We start from the raw sequence: 18,530 nt of genomic DNA, 5'->3' as shown, positions 1-18,530 counted from the left end.
GCCGCGAACGTAAATCTTTTTGATTTACTAAGTCAACACTTCGTGTGATATTGGCCACATGCAGATGGGGACCAACCTCCCTAAGGTGGGCAGCTACAACCGGTCGGTGGTCCTCGAGGCGATCCAGGCCTCCGACGGCATCAGCAGGGTCCAGATCGCGGCCCGGGCGGGGCTGACCGCCCAGACGGTCTCCGTCATCGTGCGCAGGCTGCTGGACGAAGGGCTGGTCGTCGAGGACGGCTCGCTGCCCTCCAGCGGCGGCAAACCGCGCACCATCCTGCGCGTCGACCCGGCCGCGGGCTACGCGATCGGCGTGCACTTCGACCCGGGCGAGGTCTCCTACGTGCTCGCCGACCTGGCCGGCCGTCCCGTCACCCGGCTGCACCGGCCGGTACGGCACGGCCTCGAACCCGGCGCGGTGGTCCGCCAGATGGCCCGCGCCGCCCGTCGCATGCTGAAGGACGCGGGGGTGCCCGACGGCAAGGTGCTCGGAGTGGGCCTGGCCTGCCCAGGGCCGCTCGACGCCAAAGGCGTGATGGTCTTCCCGCCCCGGCTGCCCGAGTGGGACCAGGTGCCGATCAAGGACCTGCTGGCACAGCACACCGGGTTCCCCGTGACCGTCGACAACGACGCGACCGCCGCGGCCATCGGCGAGCGGTGGGCGGGCATCGCCCGCTCCACGCCCAGCTTCGCCTACCTCTACCTGGGCACCGGCATCGGCGGCGGGATCTTCCTGGACAACCAGGTCTACCGCGGGCGCTCGCTGAACGCCGCGGAGTTCGGCCACATCACCGTGTCGCCCGAGGGCCCCGAATGCTACTGCGGCAACCGCGGCTGCGTGGAGGCGGTCTGCTGCCCGAGCGCGATCGAGGCCGCGCTGGGCCACCGGCTCGACCACGCCGCCATCTGCGCGGCCGCCGCCGCCGGGGAGCCGCGGGCCAGGGAGGTGATCGACGCCGTGGCCGCCCGCCTCGCCGACGCGGCCGTGAGCGTGGTCAACATGCTCGACATCGACCTGCTGGTCCTCGGCGGACCGGCCCTCAGGGAGGTGGGCGAGATCTACAGGGAGGTGATCGCGCGGGCGGTGTCGAGCAGGTCGCTGGCCCGGCGGCTGCACGCCGTACGGGTGGAGACCTCGCCGATCGCCGCCGACGCCGCCGCGATCGGCGCGGCCTCCCTCGTCTTCCACGCCACGTACGCGCCAAGGCTGGACACGTTGCTCAGCGAGTAGTGCGCCCCACGGCGAGCAGGCGGCCGCCGGGAAAAGGTTCGGCCATGCCGTGGGATGTGCTTTCTCCGCCCGTGCAATGTCCTCACCAAGGAGCACGCACCTGTGGCGTTCGGGCTGGGTGGCGCGGGTAGGAGCTGCGCCTGAGCTCGGACAGGAGGCGCGCCTCCCGGCATCCCGGAGTCCACGGTGACGATCACGCGGCCCCGCGTCCTCTCCACGGTCGGTGAGTGGCGACGCCTCGCGCTGCGCCCTGGTGGCGTGCTAGCGCTGGTCAGCTGCCTGTACGGCGTGGCGCAGCTGCTCCTCGTCTCCCCGGCGCTCGGCATCGGCTGGGACGAGGCGGTCTACGCCAGCCAGTTCTCCGCCCACGCGCCGCCCGCGGTGTTCAGCGCGCCGCGAGCGCAGGGCGTCCCCGTGCTGGTCACGCCGGTCGTGGCGGTGACCGACTCGGTGGTCGTGCTGCGCCTGTACCTGACAGTGCTCTCCTCGCTGGCCCTGTACGGCGCGTTCGCCGTGTGGCTCCGGATCAGGCCCGATCACCTGGCCCCCGTCGCCGCCCTGCTGTTCGGCGGCTGCTGGCTGTCGCTCTTCTACGGCAACCAGGCCATGCCCAACGGGTACGTCGCGCTGGCCGCCGTCGCGGCCGTCGGCTTCCTCGTCCTGACCGGGCGCTCCCGGCCGGCGCTGGTGGGCCTGGCCGGATCCCTGGCGGTCATGTCGCTGATGCGACCCTCCGACGCGCTGGTCGCGGCGCTCCCTCTGGTCGTCGCGGCACTCGCCGGCCTGCGCCGGAACCGGATCGCCGCGCTGGCCGCGATCGCCGCCGGCCTGGCCGTGGGCTGGGGGCAGTGGGCGATCGAGGCGGTCGCGCGGTTCGGCGGGCTCGCCACCCGGCTCAGGGACGCGGGCGTGCACAACGGCACCGGCTGGACCGTGTCGGTCGTCGAGCACGCCCGGGCCCTGGACGGCCCGACGCTGTGCCGGTTCGGGGCCGACTGCGGCCCGGTCTCGCCCGTGGCGCTGATCTGGTGGCTGGCGATCCCGGTGATGACCGCGCTGGGCCTGTGGTCGGCCTGGCGGGCCCGCCGCCTGGGGCCGATCGCGCTGGCCGCGGTCACCGGCGTGGTGATGGCGCTGCCGTACCTGTTCTACGTGGACTACGCCGCCCCCCGCTTCCTGACGCCGACCTACGCGCTGCTGTCGCTTCCGATCGCGGAGGCCGTCGTGACGGCGACGCGGCTGCGCCGCCCGGTCGTGGTCGCGATGATCGCCGGCCTGCTGGCGCACTTCGCCCTCCAGGGCGCGTACGCGTACCGCATGGCCGCCATCAACCGTCAGGACAGGGACGAGATCGGCCTGGCCGTCCAGGCGCTCCACCGCATGGGCGTGCGCCCGCCCTGCATGATCTACGGGCAGTCGGGCGTCCAGATCGGCTACCTGCTCGGCTGCGAGTCCCAGGGGATCATCCAGCGCTTCGCCCAGCGCCCGCCGCTCCGTATCCGCCAGGCGCTGGAGCGAGGGGACCGGCTGGTCGTGGTCTACAAGAACGTACGGCTGCCGCCGTACGTCAGGACCTGGCGCGAGGTCGACCTGGCGGGCCGGTGGAGAGCCCGGTTCCCGGCGATGTCCGCCGACGCGCCTCCGCTCGCCGTCCCCCACCGGCCCGGCGGACGGGCGGCGCCGCAGGGCTCACAGAACCGGCCATGAATGGGTCCGCCCCGTGGAGATCGTCGGCGAGTCAGGATGAGCCCGGCGGATGGACGGGTAGGAAGCGCCCGTGAATGCTTCAGGGCCCGACGTTCCGGTCACGATGGACATACGGCTGTCGGTCAACGGGAACGACCGACCGGTCACCGTGGACACCCGCGAGACGCTGCTGGACACGCTCCGCGAGCGGCTCGACCTGATCGGCGCGAAGAAGGGCTGCGACCACGGCCAGTGCGGGGCGTGCACGGTGCTGCTGGACGGCAGGCGCGTCAAGTCGTGCCTCACGCTCACGGTGACCCTGGACGATCGGGAGATCACCACGGTCGAGGGACTGGCCGACGGGGACACGCCGCATCCCCTGCAGACCGCGTTCATCGAACACGACGCCTTCCAGTGCGGCTACTGCACGCCGGGGCAGCTGTGCTCGGCGGTCGGCATGCTGGCCGAGGCCGCCGCGGGCTGGCCGAGCATCGTCACGCCGGACGTGCGCGCCGAGCCCGGCCTCGACGAGGAGGAGATCCGCGAGCGGATGAGCGGGAACCTGTGCCGCTGCGGCGCCTACGTCAACATCGTCGCGGCGATCGGCGAGGTGGCCCGGTGAGACCCTTCGAGTATCGCCGGGCCACCGACGCGCGCTCGGCGGTCGGCGCGCTGCGCGGGCGGGCGGACGCCATGTACCTCGGGGGCGGCACGAACCTGGTGGATCTGATGCGGCTGGGCGTCGCCACGCCCGCGGTCCTGGTGGACGTCTCCAGGGCCACGTCGGACGCCATCGAGGAGAGCGGCGACGGCGACCTGCTGATCGGCGCGGGCGTGCGCAACAGCGACCTCGCCGCCCACCCCGTGGTGCGCCGCCGCTACCCGATGCTCGCCCAGGCGGTGCTCGCGGGCGCCTCCGGCCAGATCCGCAACATGGCCACCGTCGGCGGCAACCTGCTGCAGCGCACCCGCTGTTCCTACTTCCAGGACGTCGCCAAGCCGTGCAACAAGCATCGGCCAGGCTCGGGCTGCCCCGCCCGCGAGGGCGACCACCGGAACCTGGCGATCATCGGTCACTCCGCCAGTTGCGTGGCCACGCATCCTTCGGACATGGCCGTCGCGCTGGCCGCGCTCGGGGCGACCGTGCACATCGAGGGCGCGGACGGGCCGCGTACCGTGCCGATGCCCGGGCTGCACCGGCTGCCCGGCGACGAGCCCGACCGTGACACCGTGCTGGAACCGGGTGACCTGATCACCGCCGTCGAGCTGCCGGCGCTGCCGTTCGCGGCCGTGTCGCGCTACCGCAAGGTGCGGGACAGGGCGTCGTTCGCGTTCGCCGTGGTGTCGGTCGCGGCGGCGCTCGACCTGGCGGACGGCGTGGTGCGAGACTGCCGGATCGCGCTGGGCGGGGTCGCCCACGTGCCGTGGCGGGCCGCCATGGCGGAGTCGGCGCTGCGCGGCGCGCCCGCCACCGCCGCGGAGTTCAGCAGGGCGGCCGACCTCGAACTGGCCGCCGCCCGCCCGCTGCCGGAGAACGCGTTCAAGGTGCCGCTCGCCCGCAACGTCCTCGTCCGCACTCTCAGCGAGCTCGCGTCATGACCACGACGGCCAGGACGGCCAGGCCGCACGTCGGCACGGCGCTGAACCGCGTCGAGGGCATGGAGAAGGTCACGGGCCGCGCCCGTTACGCGTTCGAGCACTCGCCTGACGACCTGGCCTACGCCGTACCGGTGCAGGCGACCATCGCCCGCGGCGAGATCCGCGCGATGGACGTCCAGAAGGCGCACACCGTCCCCGGGGTGATCGCCGTGATCTGGCACGGCAACGCGCCCAGGCTGGCCCCCGCCGACAACGCCGAGCTGGCCGTGCTCCAGTCCGCGCGGGTCGCCTATCGCGGTCAGTACGTCGCGGTCGTGGTGGCCGAGAACCTCGAGGCCGCCAGGGAGGCGGCCCGGTCGCTGTCGGTGGAGTACGCCGGCGAGCCACACGACACCGAGCTGCGCGCCGACCATCCGCGCCTGTACCGGCCGGACCAGGTCAACGGCGGCTACCCGACCGACAGTGAGCACGGCGACCCGGACGCGGCGCTGGAGGCGGCGCCGATCCTGGTCGACGCGACCTACAGCACGCCCGCCGAGCACAACAACCCGATGGAACCGCACGCTACCGTCGCCAGGTGGGACGCCGGCGGGCTGACCCTGTACGACTCCACCCAGGGGGCGTCCTCGGTGCGCGCGACGCTGGCGGCGCTGTTCACCATGCCGCCGCAGAACGTCCGGGTCATCGCCCCGCACGTGGGCGGCGGCTTCGGGTCCAAGGGCCTGCCGCTCGCCCCGGTGGTGCTCGCGGCGCTCGCCGCCAAGCACGTCACCCGCCCGGTCAAGCTCGCCGTGTCCCGTCAGCAGATGTTCGCGGTGACCGGCTACCGCACCCCGACGATCCAGCGGGTACGGCTCGGCGCGAACCCCGACGGACGGCTGACCGCGATCGCGCACGAGGCGATCGAGCAGTGTTCCACGATCCAGGAGTTCGCCGAGCAGACCACTACGCCTACACGGATCATGTACGCCGCGCCGAACCGCCGGACCACCCACCGGGTGGTCAAGCTCGACGTCCCCACCCCGAGCTGGATGCGCGCCCCCGGCGAGACTCCCGGCATGTTCGCGCTGGAGTCGGCGATGGACGAGCTGGCGATCGCCTGCGGGATCGACCCGGTCGAGCTGCGCGTCCGCAACGAACCCGACGCCGATCCGGAGAGCGGCCTGCCGTTCAGCTCCAGGAACCTGGTGGCCTGCCTGCGGGAGGGCGCCCGGCGGTTCGGCTGGGCCGACCGCGACCCCACGCCCGGCGCCCGGATCGAGGGGCGGACGCTGGTCGGGTCCGGAGTGGCCGCCTCCACGTACCCGGTCTACCGCAGCCCCTCACAGGCGACCGCCCGCCTCGAGCCCGATGGCCGTTACACCGTGCGAACCGCCGCCACGGACATCGGCACCGGCGCCCGTACGGTGCTCACCCAGATCGCCGCCGACGCCCTGCGCACCTCACCCGACCGGGTCAGGGTGGAGATCGGCGACAGCGCGCTGCCCCCTGCCGTGCTGGCGGGCGGGTCGATGGGCACCGCCTCCTGGGGGACGGCCGTCGTCCGGGCCTGTGAGGCGCTGCTGGCGGAGCTCGACCGGCGCGGCGGCGACGTCCCCGCGGACGGGGTGGAGGCCGGTGCCGACACCGCGGGGGAGGTCCGCGCCGAGGAGCGGTTCTCGCGGCACGCGTTCGGCGCCCAGTTCGCGGAGGTCGGGGTGGACGTCGACACCGGGGAGGCGCGGGTGCTGCGGCTGCTCGGTGTCTTCGCCGCGGGCCGGATCATCAACCCGAAGACCGCGCGCTCACAGCTCATCGGCGGCATGACCATGGGCCTGTCGATGGCGCTGTTCGAAGAGAGCGTCATGGACAGGGAGTTCGGCGACTACCTCAACCGCGACCTCGCGCAGTACCACGTGGCGTCGTGCGCGGACGTCCGCGACATCGAGGCGGCCTGGATCGAGGAGGACGATCCGCACCTCAACCCGATGGGCTCGAAGGGCATCGGCGAGATCGGCATCGTCGGCACCGCGGCGGCCATCGCCAACGCGGTGCACCACGCCACCGGCATCCGGGTCCGCGACCTGCCCATCCGCCTCGACAAACTGCTGCGCTGAGGCTCACCCTCCGCACCCGCAAACCTGGGGGTGAACCTCTTCACCCACCTCGACGCCGACCGCACCCGCACCGAGGCACTGTTCGACCTGGCGGGCAGGGTGGCGCCGCGAGCCAAACTGCTGACGGTACGGCTACCGCGCCGCCGCGACTGACCGAACGGCCCCGCGCGGCGCCGTACGGGGGGTCCATCGCATCGTCCTGGTGTGGTCGGATGGCGGTGGGGCGTCGGCGAGTTTGTCATTCTGTATTGCTGATGAGCGTCTCGCGCACCTGCCGCAGCCTCGGTAGCCCGGCCATCACCGCCCCGGCCCTGTGCCGCATCTCCTCCGGTGTGCCGGCTCCGAGGTCGTCGAGCAAGTCTTGCAGTGCGGCGGTGCCGTACGGACTGAATGTCAGGCAGCGCGCGAAAGTGACCACGATCCACCAGACGGCCTCCCGGTGCAGGCCCTGCTCGATGAGTTCGCGGGTGCCGTCGATGGAGATCCGCCGGGCCTCGGAAGTGAGGTCGGTCCCGTACGGCTGTGCCGAGTCGTACGGCACGCGGTCGTAGACGTCGGTCAGCCGGTCCAGGTGCGCGGCGACCTGGGACCTGGCAAGGCGGGCGCAACCGAGCCAGTCGAGCAGTTCCTCGTGGAAGTCGGCTTCGCCGTACCTCATGAGGACCTCTCGGGCGGCCACGTAGCGGCGGCGGACGGTCGGGTTGGCGCGGGCGGCGGTCAGGATCACCAGCGTGGGCAGGCTGGCGGGGAACACCCAGGAAAGCACCCGGTCGGCGAGTGGCCGGCTGACATCAAGCTGGGCCAGGGTGGCGATCCGGTCCTCCAGTGCCGCGCATCGGGTGCGGATCCACTGCGGGCGGGCGAACTCACCTGCCACGGCGGCATGCAGAGTGGCGAGCCGTCCATCCGGGTCGGCCAGGATGACGCCTCTGCTCAACCCCGGCGACAGGACCGGCGAGGACAGCACTTTGTCCGCGGGCTCCAGCGGTACGTAGGTGACCTCCAGCAGCACGCCCTCATGGCGGAACTTGCCCAGCTTGGGCGGAACCTCGCCGTCGACCACGATCACGAGATCGATGTCGGAGGTGGCCGGAAGCGCCGCCTCGGCCGCGAGCCAGGCCGCCGAACCACTGACGTAGGCGCCTGCGAAACCGGGAACCCGCTGTCCCGCCACCCAGCGCGCCGCCGCCGCCCGCGCTTCCCCGATCTTCATGGTGCGACCCTACGGGAACGGGAAGATCTTCGACGGATCCGTGAACGCTGTCAGTGGTGGCGCGGACCAGCAGAGGGTTTCATGTCGCCTATTCTGACGCCGCTCTCCTCTGTTACCGCCGCTTCTCCGAAGGAGACGGATCTCGATGACCGTGGGAGTCAGGCCCGGCTGCTGAGCCGGGCATAGGCCGCGGGTGGCATGCCTACCGCGGCGGTGAAGTCGCGGGTCAAGTGGGCCTGATCGGTGTAGCCGAGCTCGGCGGCCAGGGTGGCGAGGTCGAGGCCCTGGTAGACCCGCTCCGCGGCCTCGTGCAGCCGGAAGCGGCGGATCACCCACTTGGGGCCGATGCCGACATAGTCCCGAAACAGCCGCTGCAGCGAGCGCACCGATCGCCCCGATCTGGCGGCCAGCTCGTCGACCCTGGTCACGGACACGTCGCTCTCCGCCATCGCCACCAGTGCCGCGACCTCTTCCGCCAGCGGATCCCGATCCGGCTCCCGACCCAGCAGGCGTCGACGCCGGATCGGGGCAGGCGCCGAGCATGACGACCTCGTGCATAGCTGGGATTGAGGCGTGCCTGTGGGGTCTGCTGGCCGGACAAGAGCCCGGCTATGGCACTGACGATCTCGGGCAGGTCTACTCGCTCTGTGTGGAATCCGGCCAGTACGGGACCGACAGCTGGGCGGCGGACACGATGGCCGCGCCGTCCAGGTCGACGATGCTCAGTTCGACTCCGCCGGCGGGCCACTCCACGCCGAGTTCGAAGGTCTCCCGGGGTGGCGAGGGCCAAAGCCACAGACCCATGGTGATGACACCTGCGTCTTCGTCACCGCTGCGCATCGACACCCCGCCGAGCAGCAAGGAGAGCCGCGGGCCCGGCGTTGGATGCGGGAGCTGTGTTCTGTCGAAACGCTGTCCGACAGTGGTGGCCTTGGGCGCCGTCGGCGAAGCGCACGCCGAACCGCAGCAGGCTGTCCGGTAACCGACCGGCGCTCACCCCGGTGACCATGTGCGGGTACACGGATAGTTGGAGGGCCTGGAAGTCCTCGGGGGACAGAGTGTGCCGCCTCATGACGATGTCCACGTTCATCAGGCAGCAGGTTCTGAACGCCTGGATCGTCGGCAAGGTGATGGCGACATTCGGGGTACTGCTAAAACGTGGGATCGGGTTGGTTCGGCTTGCTTGATCATCCCGCCGGTGTCCCGCACCTACCGTCACATCCTTGGTCCCTTGACCACGCGGTCCCGCCCAACCCGACTGATCTTCGACTCGGTACTACTCAATCAGGTAGCAGGAATGCACGCCCTGCATCCAATCGCGGCCGAACTCTCGACCAGTGATTCGGCCGATGAGCACGAAGGCAGAGGTGACACACTCCGCGAGGGGCGGGCTGTAGCCGTCGAGCGACAGCTGTATCAGGTCATCCCACTCGGCGGGATAGTCCTCGTCTTCGCCATCCTCAACGTGCGTCTCCGACCATTCGGCGTACTCGAGCCAGCCCGCGGGCAGGTCAGGGTCGGTTCGCCAGCTTGTGTCAGCCCAGTCGAACTGCAGGCCCTCCATGTAGGCGTCGAGCGCGTGCGGGTCGCTTCCGCGACCACCCTTGGGTCGGGTGATGTCCATTCCCGTTACGTAGCTGCCATTGACCGCGTACAGGAGGGTTCCCGGGTCGTTCACGTGCCAGCTCAGCCCGAGCGCCCGGCCTCCGATCGACAGCTCGGCGAGAGCATCGATGGCCTGAACGCCCTGGTACTGCAGCACCTGTATCCACCTGTCGTTCAGCTGACCGATCCACAGCACACCCCGGTCTTCAGGGAAGCTGCTCTGCTCCAGCTCCGCCCAGCTCAGCTGGACCTCGCTCCCGAGATCTGCGCCCATGAGCCGCGCGGTGTCGCGTACGCCCCAGTTCTCCACCCATGCGGCCAAAAACTCCTGGCCCATGCCGTAGGACCGGGTGAGGTGCCACAGGCGCTCTTGATGTCTCATTGTCCCTTGTCCCTCCTTGCGAATCGGACAGAGGCTGCCGGTACGGCCGATCGCCGTGCCGGCAGCCCGAGTCGCTACTTGATGTGCACCCAGAACTTGTCGTTGGCGAGCACCCGATATCTGGCATAGAAGATATTCAGGTGCCTGCCGGCACTCGTGTTCTGGCTGCCCAGGATGCTCTTCACCGAGAAATTGTTCGCACCGTACTTCTCGTGAACGAACGCGGCACCCTGTTTGGTTGATTTGAACGGGAACTCATCGCAGTGTTCCCATTTCGTTTCGTCTTTCTCGCCGGTGAGTTTACGCGGCCGATCGTCGAAGAACTCGTCGCAGACAGCCTCCACCGCCTTTCGATTGGCCTCATACCGCGAGTCCACGCTGGTGATTCTCGAGAGCGGCTCCCCATTCGGCCACTTGCCCGGGAAGTGTTTGGGCCCATCGGTTTTGAAGGGTACGGTGTCCTGCGGACGGGTGTACGCCATCTCGATGTGCCGTGCGACTGCTCCGTTCTCGAGATCGACGGTCGACATCTCGTAGACCCGGCTCGCACCGTAGAAGATGCACCCACCTCGGTAGATCGCAGTCTTCGCGCCCATGGAGAGGCTGTCACAGCGAACAGTTGGCGAACCTGCGGACTTGTCGTTCTCGGGCTTCCCCCACGCTGAGACCGCTATCTTGTCCCAATCTCCCTGGTGTACCGGGTCGTTGTAGACCATCCAGGGCCGGATCGAGCACCGGCTGGCTCTTCCTGTTCCGAAGGCCGAATGGAAGGTGAAGACATCGTCTCCGTCTTCCATCCATTTCTTCAGGTTTCCTGTGCGAGTGAGGCCACCGCCGTCACCGGAGGAGAAGACCTTGAAGCAGTCGTTGGTGCCCCCATCGACGTCGACCTGCAGCTTGAAGCTCTGGTACAGGTCTTCAGGATTTGTGCCGCCCACACCGAGCAACATGCTCCAGAAGTCGTCGTCTGCGGTCCAGAAATTGTCGACTCTGGTCCAGACTTTGATGTCGCGAGGGGATAGTCCGGTTCCGGCTCCGCCTATCACGCTCAGCCCATCGGCAGAGCCGAGATAGCTGTGCATGACAACCGTCATGTCGAAGTTGAGATAGTCCTCCACCGCTGTGGTCGTCAGCATGCATTTGCAGTACTTGTTGTATTTCGTACTCCGCTCGTAAATCGCGAAGCTGAGGTGGCGGCTCCAGCAGCCGTTGTAGGGCGAGATGGAGTCCCAGCCTTCGCCGCCGTTCCAGATGTCGGCACCTCCCGTGCGCGCGTCGCGACCCCGCTCACACTCCTCGAGGGACATGTGCTCGTACTTGAAGTCATCCGCCGCCTGCGTGGTGGCGGCGGACTCGCTCGCTGACGGCGTCGTGCGAGGAGCTGACGTGGGTTCCGGCGCCTGGAGGCCGGTGATCTCCGCCGGTGTCAAGTTCTTCAGATGAATTCGAACCTCGTCGATGCTCCCTTCCATAGTGCTGCCAACCGTCATAGGCCGCGTGGCGTCCCAGGCGGGGAAGGTGAGCGTCGCTGTACCGATCGCATTGCCGTTGAGATGGACAGTGGCCGTCTTGGCGGCTGCGTCGTAGACACCGGCCAGGTGGAACCACTCACCCACCGGGGGTTCTACGCCGGAGCGCACACCCTCGACCGTGGCATCCGCGGAGTCGGCGCTGGTGAAGGTGAACACCAGCCCATGCTCCGGGTCGTTGCCCAGCCGGAAGGGAGCTTGGTGGGCGCCCTTCTGCTCGACGACGCTGTAGGCACCGTCCTTGTCGTTCCAGCGCAGCCAGGTGGCCACGGTGAAGCTCTGGTCGGTGTGCACGACCGGCTCCTTGGTCTGGGCCAGCGGCTCCTCGCCCGGCTCAATCAACCCGGCGACAGCCTCCTGCCAGGCCGACCACTTGGAGGACAGGCCCCCGCTGGTGGCACGGACCCGCCAGCGGATCTGCCAGCCTTCGACGAGCGTGTTCGCCGGCACGGTCACACTGGCCTCGCTGCCGGACGGACTGGCGTCCACCGACCCGGTCCAGATCTGCCCGCTGCCCTGGCCTTCGGGTGCCGCCGGATCATGCTCCACCACGAACTCCACCGCGGATGCGGCGTCCTTGGGATGGGTCGCGGTGGCGCTGAGCGTGGGGGTCAGCGAGCGCGTGGTGACCTTTTCGGTCCCCGACATGAGCGGAGCGATTGCCAACTTACCGACCAACGGCTTGGGCAGGTCGACGGTCACCTGTCGCCAGGGCGACCAGGCCGAGGCCGCGGTCGCCGAGACAGCGCGGGCGCGCCAGCGCACGACCTGCTCGTCAGCCAGCTTTCCGGCTGGTACGGCGAGCACGGCCTGAGCCCCGACGGCCACGTCCGTGACAGATCCGGCCCAGATCTGCCCACTGCCCTGCTCCGCGTCCGGATCATGTTCGAGTTCGAACTCGGCCGTCAGCGAATCTCCGCGCGGGTCGGCCACCGTGGCGCGGAGAGTAGGGGTGAGGGTGCTCGTGACGAGCTTGCCCGCCACCTCCGAGGCCGGGGTGACCTGCAGTTCGCTGATCGCCGGCTGAGAGTCCGGCCGGTCCACCCGAAGTTTCTGCCAACCTGACCAGGTAGAGGCCAGGTCGGAGACGTGCGAGCGGACTCGCCAGCGCACCAGCCAGCCGTCGTTCAGCTCCCCTGACGGGATGGTCACACTGGCCAAGGTGCCTGCCGCTAGGCCCTCCACGGCGCTGGACCAGATCTGGCCGCTGCCCTGTCCTTCGGGGGCGTCCGGGTCGTGTTCGACCTCGAACTCCGCCTTCATGGTCCCGCCCGGTGCGTAGGTGACCGTGGCGTGCAGCGACGGCGTGACGATATCGGTGACGACGCCACCGTCGACCACGGTGGACGGCGTGACCTGCAGGTCGCCGACACCCGGCTTGGGGATCTCCACCACCAGGCCCTGCCAGTCCGACCAGGCCGAGGCGGCGCTGGGCGACGTCGCGCGGACACGCCATCGCACCTGCCAACCATCGGTCAGGGTGCCTGCCGGTACGGCGACCGCAGCCTGGGAACCCACGGCCACCCCGGTGACGGACTGGCTCCAGATCGGGCCGCTCCCCTGTCCTTCCGGAGCAGCGGGATCGTGCTCGACCTCGAACTCGGCCGTCAACGGCTCGCCTCGCGGATCGGACACCGTCGTACGCAGCTCCGGCGTGAGGGTGGACGTGACCGTCTTGCCGTCGATGGAGCCGGACGGAACGGCCTGCAGCTCGCTGACCTGTGGAGCCGAGTCCGGCCGGTTGATCTTCAGGGCCTGCCAGGCCGACCAGCCCGAGGTGGTAGTCCCGACGATCGCCTGGACACGCCAGCGCACCAGCCAGCCGTTGGCCAGGGTCCCCGCGGGAACGCCAGCCGCGGCAACACTCCCGGCTGCGACACTGTCGACAGCCACGGACCAGATCCGTCCAGTACCCTGGCCCGCGGGTGCGCCCGGATCGTGTTCGATCTCGAACTCCACGCGCGAGGCACTGCCCTGAGGATGGCCGACCGACGCGCGCAGCTCCGGCGTGAGCGTCGAGGTCTCGGTGACCTCGGCCACGACCTGAGAGGGCACAACCTGGGGATTGATGACCGACGGATCGGTCGCCGGGTTGGGCAGGTCGACGCGGAACACCTGCCAGGCGGTCCACCCGGGGGTGGAGCCCGGCGTCGTGGCCTTGACCCGGAACTCGTACTTCACCTGGTCGGACAGAATGCTCGCGGGAACCGTCACTACCGCCTGCCCACCCGAGGGAACGCTGGCGACCGTGGTGGACCAGCGGACGGTGTCGGTGGCCCAGTCCGCCATCTGCACTTCCACGGCGGCAGCGCCGCCCAGCGGGTCGGTGATCCGCGCCCGCAACTCCGGCGTCAGGGTCGAGGTGACGATCTCGGCCCCCACCACCATCGCCGGGCTGACCTGGAACTGATCCACTGTTGCCTCGGGAACGTCTACCGTGAAGAACTGGTAGGCCGTCCAGGCGGGCGTGGATCCGGGCGTCGTGGCTTTGACCCGCCACTCGTACTTGGTGCCGTCGAGCAGCTTTGCGGCGGGAACCGCTATCGACGCTTGCGAGCCGGAGGCGACGTCGCTCACCGACCCCGACCACACCAGCACATCATCGGTGTAACGCGCCACCTCGAACGACACGGTGGCCGGACCGCCCAGCGGATCCGTCACCCGGGCACGCAAGGTCGGCGTCAGCGACGAGCTGACCACACCACGGGTGTCCGTCGAAGACGGAGTGACCTGGAACTCACTTACGGTCGCCTCGGGAACGTCTACCGTGAAGAACTGGTAGGCCGTCCAGGCGGGCGTGGATCCGGGCGTCGTGGCTTTGACCCGCCACTCGTACTTGGTGCCGTCGAGCAGCTTTGCGGCGGGAACCGCTATCGACGCTTGCGAGCCGGAGGCGACATCGCTCACCGACCCCGACCACACCAGCACATCATCGGTGTAACGCGCCACCTCGAACGACACGGTGGCCGGACCGCCCAGCGGATCCGTCACCCGGGCACGCAAGGTCGGCGTCAGCGACGAGCTGACCACCCCACGGGTGTCCGTCGAAGACGGAGTGACCTGGAATCCATCCAGCACCGCCTCAGGCACGTCCACCGTGAAGTACTGATAGGACGTCCACGGTGAGGTCGCACCGCCGGCGGAGGCCCGCACCCGCCACTCGTACTTGGTGCCGTCGAGCAGCTTGGCGGCAGGGACCGGGATTGAGGCCTGCGAGCCGGACGCGACATTGCTCACCGACCCCGACCACACCACCACGTCATCGCTGTAGCGCGCTACCTCGAACGACGCGGTGGCCGGACCGCCGAGCTGGTCGGTGACTCTGGCCAGCAACGTCGGGGTGAGCGACGAGGTCACCACGCCACGGGTGTCGCTCGAAGCGGGCGAGATCTGCAGCTGATCCACTCGCGGCGCCGCATCCGTCGTGAAGTACTGATACGCGGTCCACGCCGAAGAGGCGGCGCCCGCGGTGGCCTTGACCCGCCACTCGTACCTGGTGCCGTCGAGCAGCTTGGCGGCGGGGACCGGGATTGAGGCCTGCGAGCCGGACGCGACATTGCTCACCGACCCCGACCACACCAGCACGTCATCGCTGTAACGCGCCACCTCGAACGCCACCGTGGAGGCAGCGCCCGTGTCCACGGTCGCCGTCGCCTTCAGCGTCGGGGTCAAGGAGAGCGAGTAGGTCGTGCCCGAGGTCACTCGCGAAGGCTGTATCTCCAGCCCCGAGACCACTGGCGTGCCGGCAGCCGTGGCAGCGCGCAGCCTGCTCTGCTGCTGTGGTTGTGCGGCTTGCGTGTTGGTCAGTGCCTGGCCCGTCTTCCCGGGGACCCAGGAGGCGGTGTCGTTCAGTTTCGCCTCGCGACCGTTGCCCGAGGAGTCGGCCGCGGTGGAGCCCATGCCTTCGTCGAGCTTCCAGTGAGCGGCCAGCGTGCTGATCGTGAACGACCAGGGGTAGGGGTCCATCCTGTTGGTGGAGCCGTCGCGGGCCCCGCTGGCCTGCGCCGTGTACTTGACTCCCGGCGTCAACGGCTTGTCAGGCGTGAACGTCAGGATCTTGTTTTCGGCGTCCATGGCCGAGGTGCCCGCGACCACCGCGCCCTGAGCGTCCTTGACCTCCATGACGGCGCCGGTGACCGCCTCATTGAACGTCGCGGAGATCTTGGTTGACGGTAGCGCGTCGTTCGAATCCTCGGGCGGGCTGACCGCGGTCACCTCGGGGTCGAACTCATCCATCTCTGGATCGACGTCCGTGGTCCAGTCCTCGCCCGGCATGGGCGCCAGTTGGGTCGGACCCACGAAGTATGGCTTAGCCGCGTTGCTCTCCAGCCGCTGAGCGAGCTCGTCCGCCATGGGCCCCAGGTCGATGAAGGAGGAGTCGAACTGCTTGGACAGGGCGAGAGCCTCCTCCGGCGTGGGCTTGGTCCGCCTCGGAGCACCGCTCTCCGTCCAGTGCAGCGACTTCCGCTCGACCGTCGCGGGCTCGTACTCGATCATCAGCGAGGGCGGGTGCCGATAGCCGGGGTAGGGCTGGCCGCCTCCGAATTCGCCGGCGTAGTACTGGCGCCAGTTGATTGCCGGGCTCTCGTTGGCGGCCCTCAGGACCAGCCCGTAGTTTTCCTCGCCCTGTTCGATCCAGGCGCGGGCCATACCGCTGACCCGATGCCAGAGCTTGTCGTCCTTGGCGCACCAGGTGCCGCTGGCGTCATAGTTGTAGCCGGCCCGGTTGAGTCCTTCCGGGCTACCAGCTCTCAGCGGCTGATTGCCCCAGCTCAAGTAGTACGGGCTCCATTCGGAAACCACGCGTTCGGCCACGATGCCTGACCCCATCGGGTCTCCGCAGAGCTGGCCGTCAGGGCCCCCGGACTTGTAGTTCCAGACAATCAAATCCGCATCGACCACCCTAGCCCCGTCCAGCTCGGGCTGCTTGGTGTCGAACTTCAGGTACACCCGGTTGATGTCCGCGCTGGTTTGGGTAGTGCCCGCGCGAAGCCACCCATCACCGGCGTGGTTGGCGTTGGGGTCGTTCTTGCTGACCCACGCGTCGGTGGGGACACCTCCGCCGATGTAGGACGAAGGTGCGGCGATCGTCACCGGGTAAGTCACTGCCGGGTCGGCTAGGAACTTCGCGTCCGGGGTGAACACCAGCTCTGACGTCTTTCCGGATGTCTCCACCCGCGCGGTGACCGAGGAGGTCTTGCCCTCCTCGGGAGAGGCCTCGACTGTGGCGTCCATCGCCGTCAAGACGATCGGCGGAGCTGTTGCCTCGCCCTTGGCGTTCTCCAACTGCGGCAAGCCTTGGGGGGTCTTGTCGAATTTGGTGCCCTCGGGGAGGGTGAGCGGCAGCCGCACCGTGATTGGGCCTGACGGCTGGCGGCGGATGACTACCTGGGAGACAAACCCGTTGGCTTGGGCCATCACGACGAGATCTGCCCCAGGTGCGATCGCGTCGGGGTATGTGATCGTGTTCCCGGAGATGGTCGGTTGCGGTAGCGCCTTGGGAACCCTCAGACCGGTCTTACCGTGCTCTCCAGTCACAGACACGAGTGATTTGCTGCCGCGTGAGCCGAATGTCAGCAGCGACTTGACGCGGGTGGCCTGCAGCTTGCCGTCGCGCGACACGATGCGGGTGTCAATTGGCTCCCATGCGCCGCTGCCCGGGTTCTTGAGCTGCACGGGTTGGGTGAACAACTCGGCTCGCAGATGCTTGCCGTCGGGGTTTGCCCAGACCTTCATGGTCTCGGTGGACCGAGTGGGAACCTCGACGTGCTGGTTGGATGCGCGGGCCCGCTCGAAGGCTGCCTTTAAGCTCGGGTCTGAGGCGGCGGCGGAGGTCGTGTGAGTAGATGTGGGGGTTGGGTCAGCAGTTGCTGGCTCGGCGACCAATAAGGGCGCCGAGAGGGCAAGCGCGGCCGCTGTCAACGGCCAGGTGCGCGATCGCCTGAAGCTGCGTAAGGCGCGCAAGTAACACCCTCAATACAGGTAACGATGGACAAGTCAGCGGATTTTTATCGCATGCTTACCTGGAGCCACAAGATCGGGAAAGAAACTTTCCGATAACTAGTTCGGTTATGGCACCGAATGTCAACGGAACACGCAACAACAGCTGTGCGCTACTCTTCCGAGCTTGGTGTGCGAGGTGATCATGCCCACCCCTGACCACTTCGCCGGCGATCCCGACAGAGGCATGATCTACCGTCACCTGCCTGCCGACTTCACCTCGGCGTGCCATTCTCCGCGATGCCCTTTGACCCGCTCCCGCGTGGCGGTTGAGCGCGTGGGCGGTGCTGGCCGCGACCGGCCGGAGCGCGACAGCGCGGCCAGCAAACCGCCCAGACGCGCCGCGGACCGCCGCAGGCGCTGCCTTGACCCAGTAAAGAAACTATGAGCCAGTCCGCAATCGTCTTATCTCTGGCAGGCGGCGATGACAGCTTCTTTATTTCCAGATGTGGCTGGTCGGCCTGGGCCGTGAGAAGTTTGAAAAGGTCTCCAACAATCCCGACACGCTTGCGGACGTGCCGGGGGTCCAGCCTCGACGCGGCCGAGGGCACTCGCCTGTACGCCTACGTGGTGCTCTCGCTGCTGATCGGTGCCCGCACGGAGGAACTGCGAGCGCTGACGTGGAAGGAGGTCGATCTCGTTGGCGATCCGGATAAGGACCTCCCGCCATCTCCGGCGTCCCACTGGAGGAGATCGCGCGGCTCGTCGGCCACAGCGGGACGGCCGTCACCGAGGCCGTCTACCGCAAGCAGATCCGCCCGGTCCTGCTTGGTGGAGCTGGGGTGATGGACGAGATCTTCACCCGATAGTCACTCAGGAATGCGAAAAGGTGCCACCCTTCCGGATGACACCCTCATCGACCAGCGATTCTCTGGTCGGGACGACAGGATTTGAACCTGCGACCCCTTGACCCCCAGTCAAGTGCGCTACCAAGCTGCGCTACGTCCCGCCAAGCCCCGTGGAACCTTTTCGGAGGAGTTCCGCGGCGGCCTTGCGTGGAAAACACTATCACGGTCGGCGGGCCGTTCTGTGCCATCTCGGGGCCGGGGCAGCGGGAGGTGACTCCCGCCGCCCCGGTCGCCCTCGCCGGTCCCCGCCGCTGTTGGGGCGGGATGGCGAGCCGCGCCTCCCCCAGGCGCCCCGTGTCACTTCCGGCTCGCGCTCCCGCCCGGACCCCAGCATTCCCGCC

At 68.8% G+C, this 18,530-nt stretch carries 10 protein-coding genes, 1 tRNA gene and 2 pseudogenes; 7 read left to right on the top strand and 6 right to left on the bottom strand.

The features are described 5' to 3' along the window. Window positions 1-85 precede the first annotated feature (85 nt). The 6 genes and pseudogenes from H4W81_RS19665 to H4W81_RS19640 all read left to right on the top strand — a co-directional run. Window positions 86-1,231: an ROK family transcriptional regulator gene (locus tag H4W81_RS19665; RefSeq protein WP_318781830.1), complete on the top strand. Its 1,146-nt coding sequence runs from the start codon at window positions 86-88 to the stop codon at window positions 1,229-1,231. Between the two features lie 186 nt (window positions 1,232-1,417). Next, on the top strand, window positions 1,418-2,938 hold the full coding sequence (locus H4W81_RS19660) for a hypothetical protein (protein ID WP_192776155.1): 1,521 nt from the start codon (window positions 1,418-1,420) through the stop codon (window positions 2,936-2,938). Window positions 2,939-3,041: 103 nt separating this feature from the next. Beyond that, window positions 3,042-3,539: a (2Fe-2S)-binding protein gene (locus H4W81_RS19655; protein ID WP_192780907.1), complete on the top strand. Its 498-nt coding sequence runs from the start codon at window positions 3,042-3,044 to the stop codon at window positions 3,537-3,539. Then, window positions 3,536-4,516 (top strand): FAD binding domain-containing protein, encoded by a 981-nt coding sequence (locus H4W81_RS19650; RefSeq protein ID WP_192776154.1) that lies wholly within the window; start codon window positions 3,536-3,538, stop codon window positions 4,514-4,516. Before H4W81_RS19655 ends, H4W81_RS19650 begins: the two co-directional genes overlap by 4 nt. Then, entirely contained in the window at window positions 4,513-6,612 is a 2,100-nt protein-coding gene (locus H4W81_RS19645; protein ID WP_192776153.1) for a xanthine dehydrogenase family protein molybdopterin-binding subunit, read from the top strand. Before H4W81_RS19650 ends, H4W81_RS19645 begins: the two co-directional genes overlap by 4 nt. 24 nt (window positions 6,613-6,636) lie before the next feature. After that, window positions 6,637-6,765 (top strand): annotated as a pseudogene (locus tag H4W81_RS19640) (TetR/AcrR family transcriptional regulator); the annotation flags it as partial. 85 nt (window positions 6,766-6,850) lie between these two features. On the opposite strand, the gene H4W81_RS19635 reads toward H4W81_RS19640, so the two are convergent. The 5 genes from H4W81_RS19635 to H4W81_RS19615 all read right to left on the bottom strand — a co-directional run bounded on the left by H4W81_RS19635 (window position 6,851) and on the right by H4W81_RS19615 (window position 17,077). After that, window positions 6,851-7,825, bottom strand: a complete 975-nt coding sequence (locus H4W81_RS19635) for a hypothetical protein (RefSeq protein ID WP_192776152.1) — start codon at window positions 7,823-7,825, stop codon at window positions 6,851-6,853. Window positions 7,826-7,983: 158 nt separating this feature from the next. Beyond that, a complete protein-coding gene (locus tag H4W81_RS19630; protein WP_318781829.1) occupies window positions 7,984-8,259 on the bottom strand; it encodes a helix-turn-helix domain-containing protein in 276 nt (91 codons plus the stop codon). Window positions 8,260-8,461: 202 nt separating this feature from the next. Beyond that, on the bottom strand, window positions 8,462-8,629 hold the full coding sequence (locus tag H4W81_RS19625; protein ID WP_192776150.1) for a hypothetical protein: 168 nt from the start codon (window positions 8,627-8,629) through the stop codon (window positions 8,462-8,464). 472 nt (window positions 8,630-9,101) lie between these two features. Then, a complete protein-coding gene (locus H4W81_RS19620; RefSeq protein ID WP_192776149.1) occupies window positions 9,102-9,812 on the bottom strand; it encodes a hypothetical protein in 711 nt (236 codons plus the stop codon). A 74-nt stretch (window positions 9,813-9,886) separates the two neighbouring features. Beyond that, window positions 9,887-17,077 carry a LamG-like jellyroll fold domain-containing protein gene (locus H4W81_RS19615; RefSeq protein WP_192776148.1) on the bottom strand — a complete coding sequence of 2,397 codons (7,191 nt, stop codon included), beginning with the start codon at window positions 17,075-17,077 and terminating at the stop codon, window positions 9,887-9,889. A gap of 707 nt (window positions 17,078-17,784) precedes the next feature. Between H4W81_RS19615 and H4W81_RS50085 the strand changes: the two are divergent. Continuing rightward, window positions 17,785-17,997, top strand: a pseudogene (locus tag H4W81_RS50085) (hypothetical protein); the annotation flags it as partial. 216 nt (window positions 17,998-18,213) lie between these two features. Here H4W81_RS50085 and H4W81_RS19605 read toward each other — a convergent pair. Beyond that, window positions 18,214-18,290: transfer RNA gene (locus tag H4W81_RS19605), tRNA-Pro, on the bottom strand. Window positions 18,291-18,530 lie beyond the last annotated feature (240 nt).

The sequence above is a fragment of the Nonomuraea africana genome (genome assembly GCF_014873535.1).
In the GTDB taxonomy this organism is placed as follows: domain Bacteria; phylum Actinomycetota; class Actinomycetes; order Streptosporangiales; family Streptosporangiaceae; genus Nonomuraea; species Nonomuraea africana.
The sequence above is the reverse complement of the archived record's forward strand: the minus strand, read 5'-3'. Positions and strand labels throughout refer to the sequence as shown.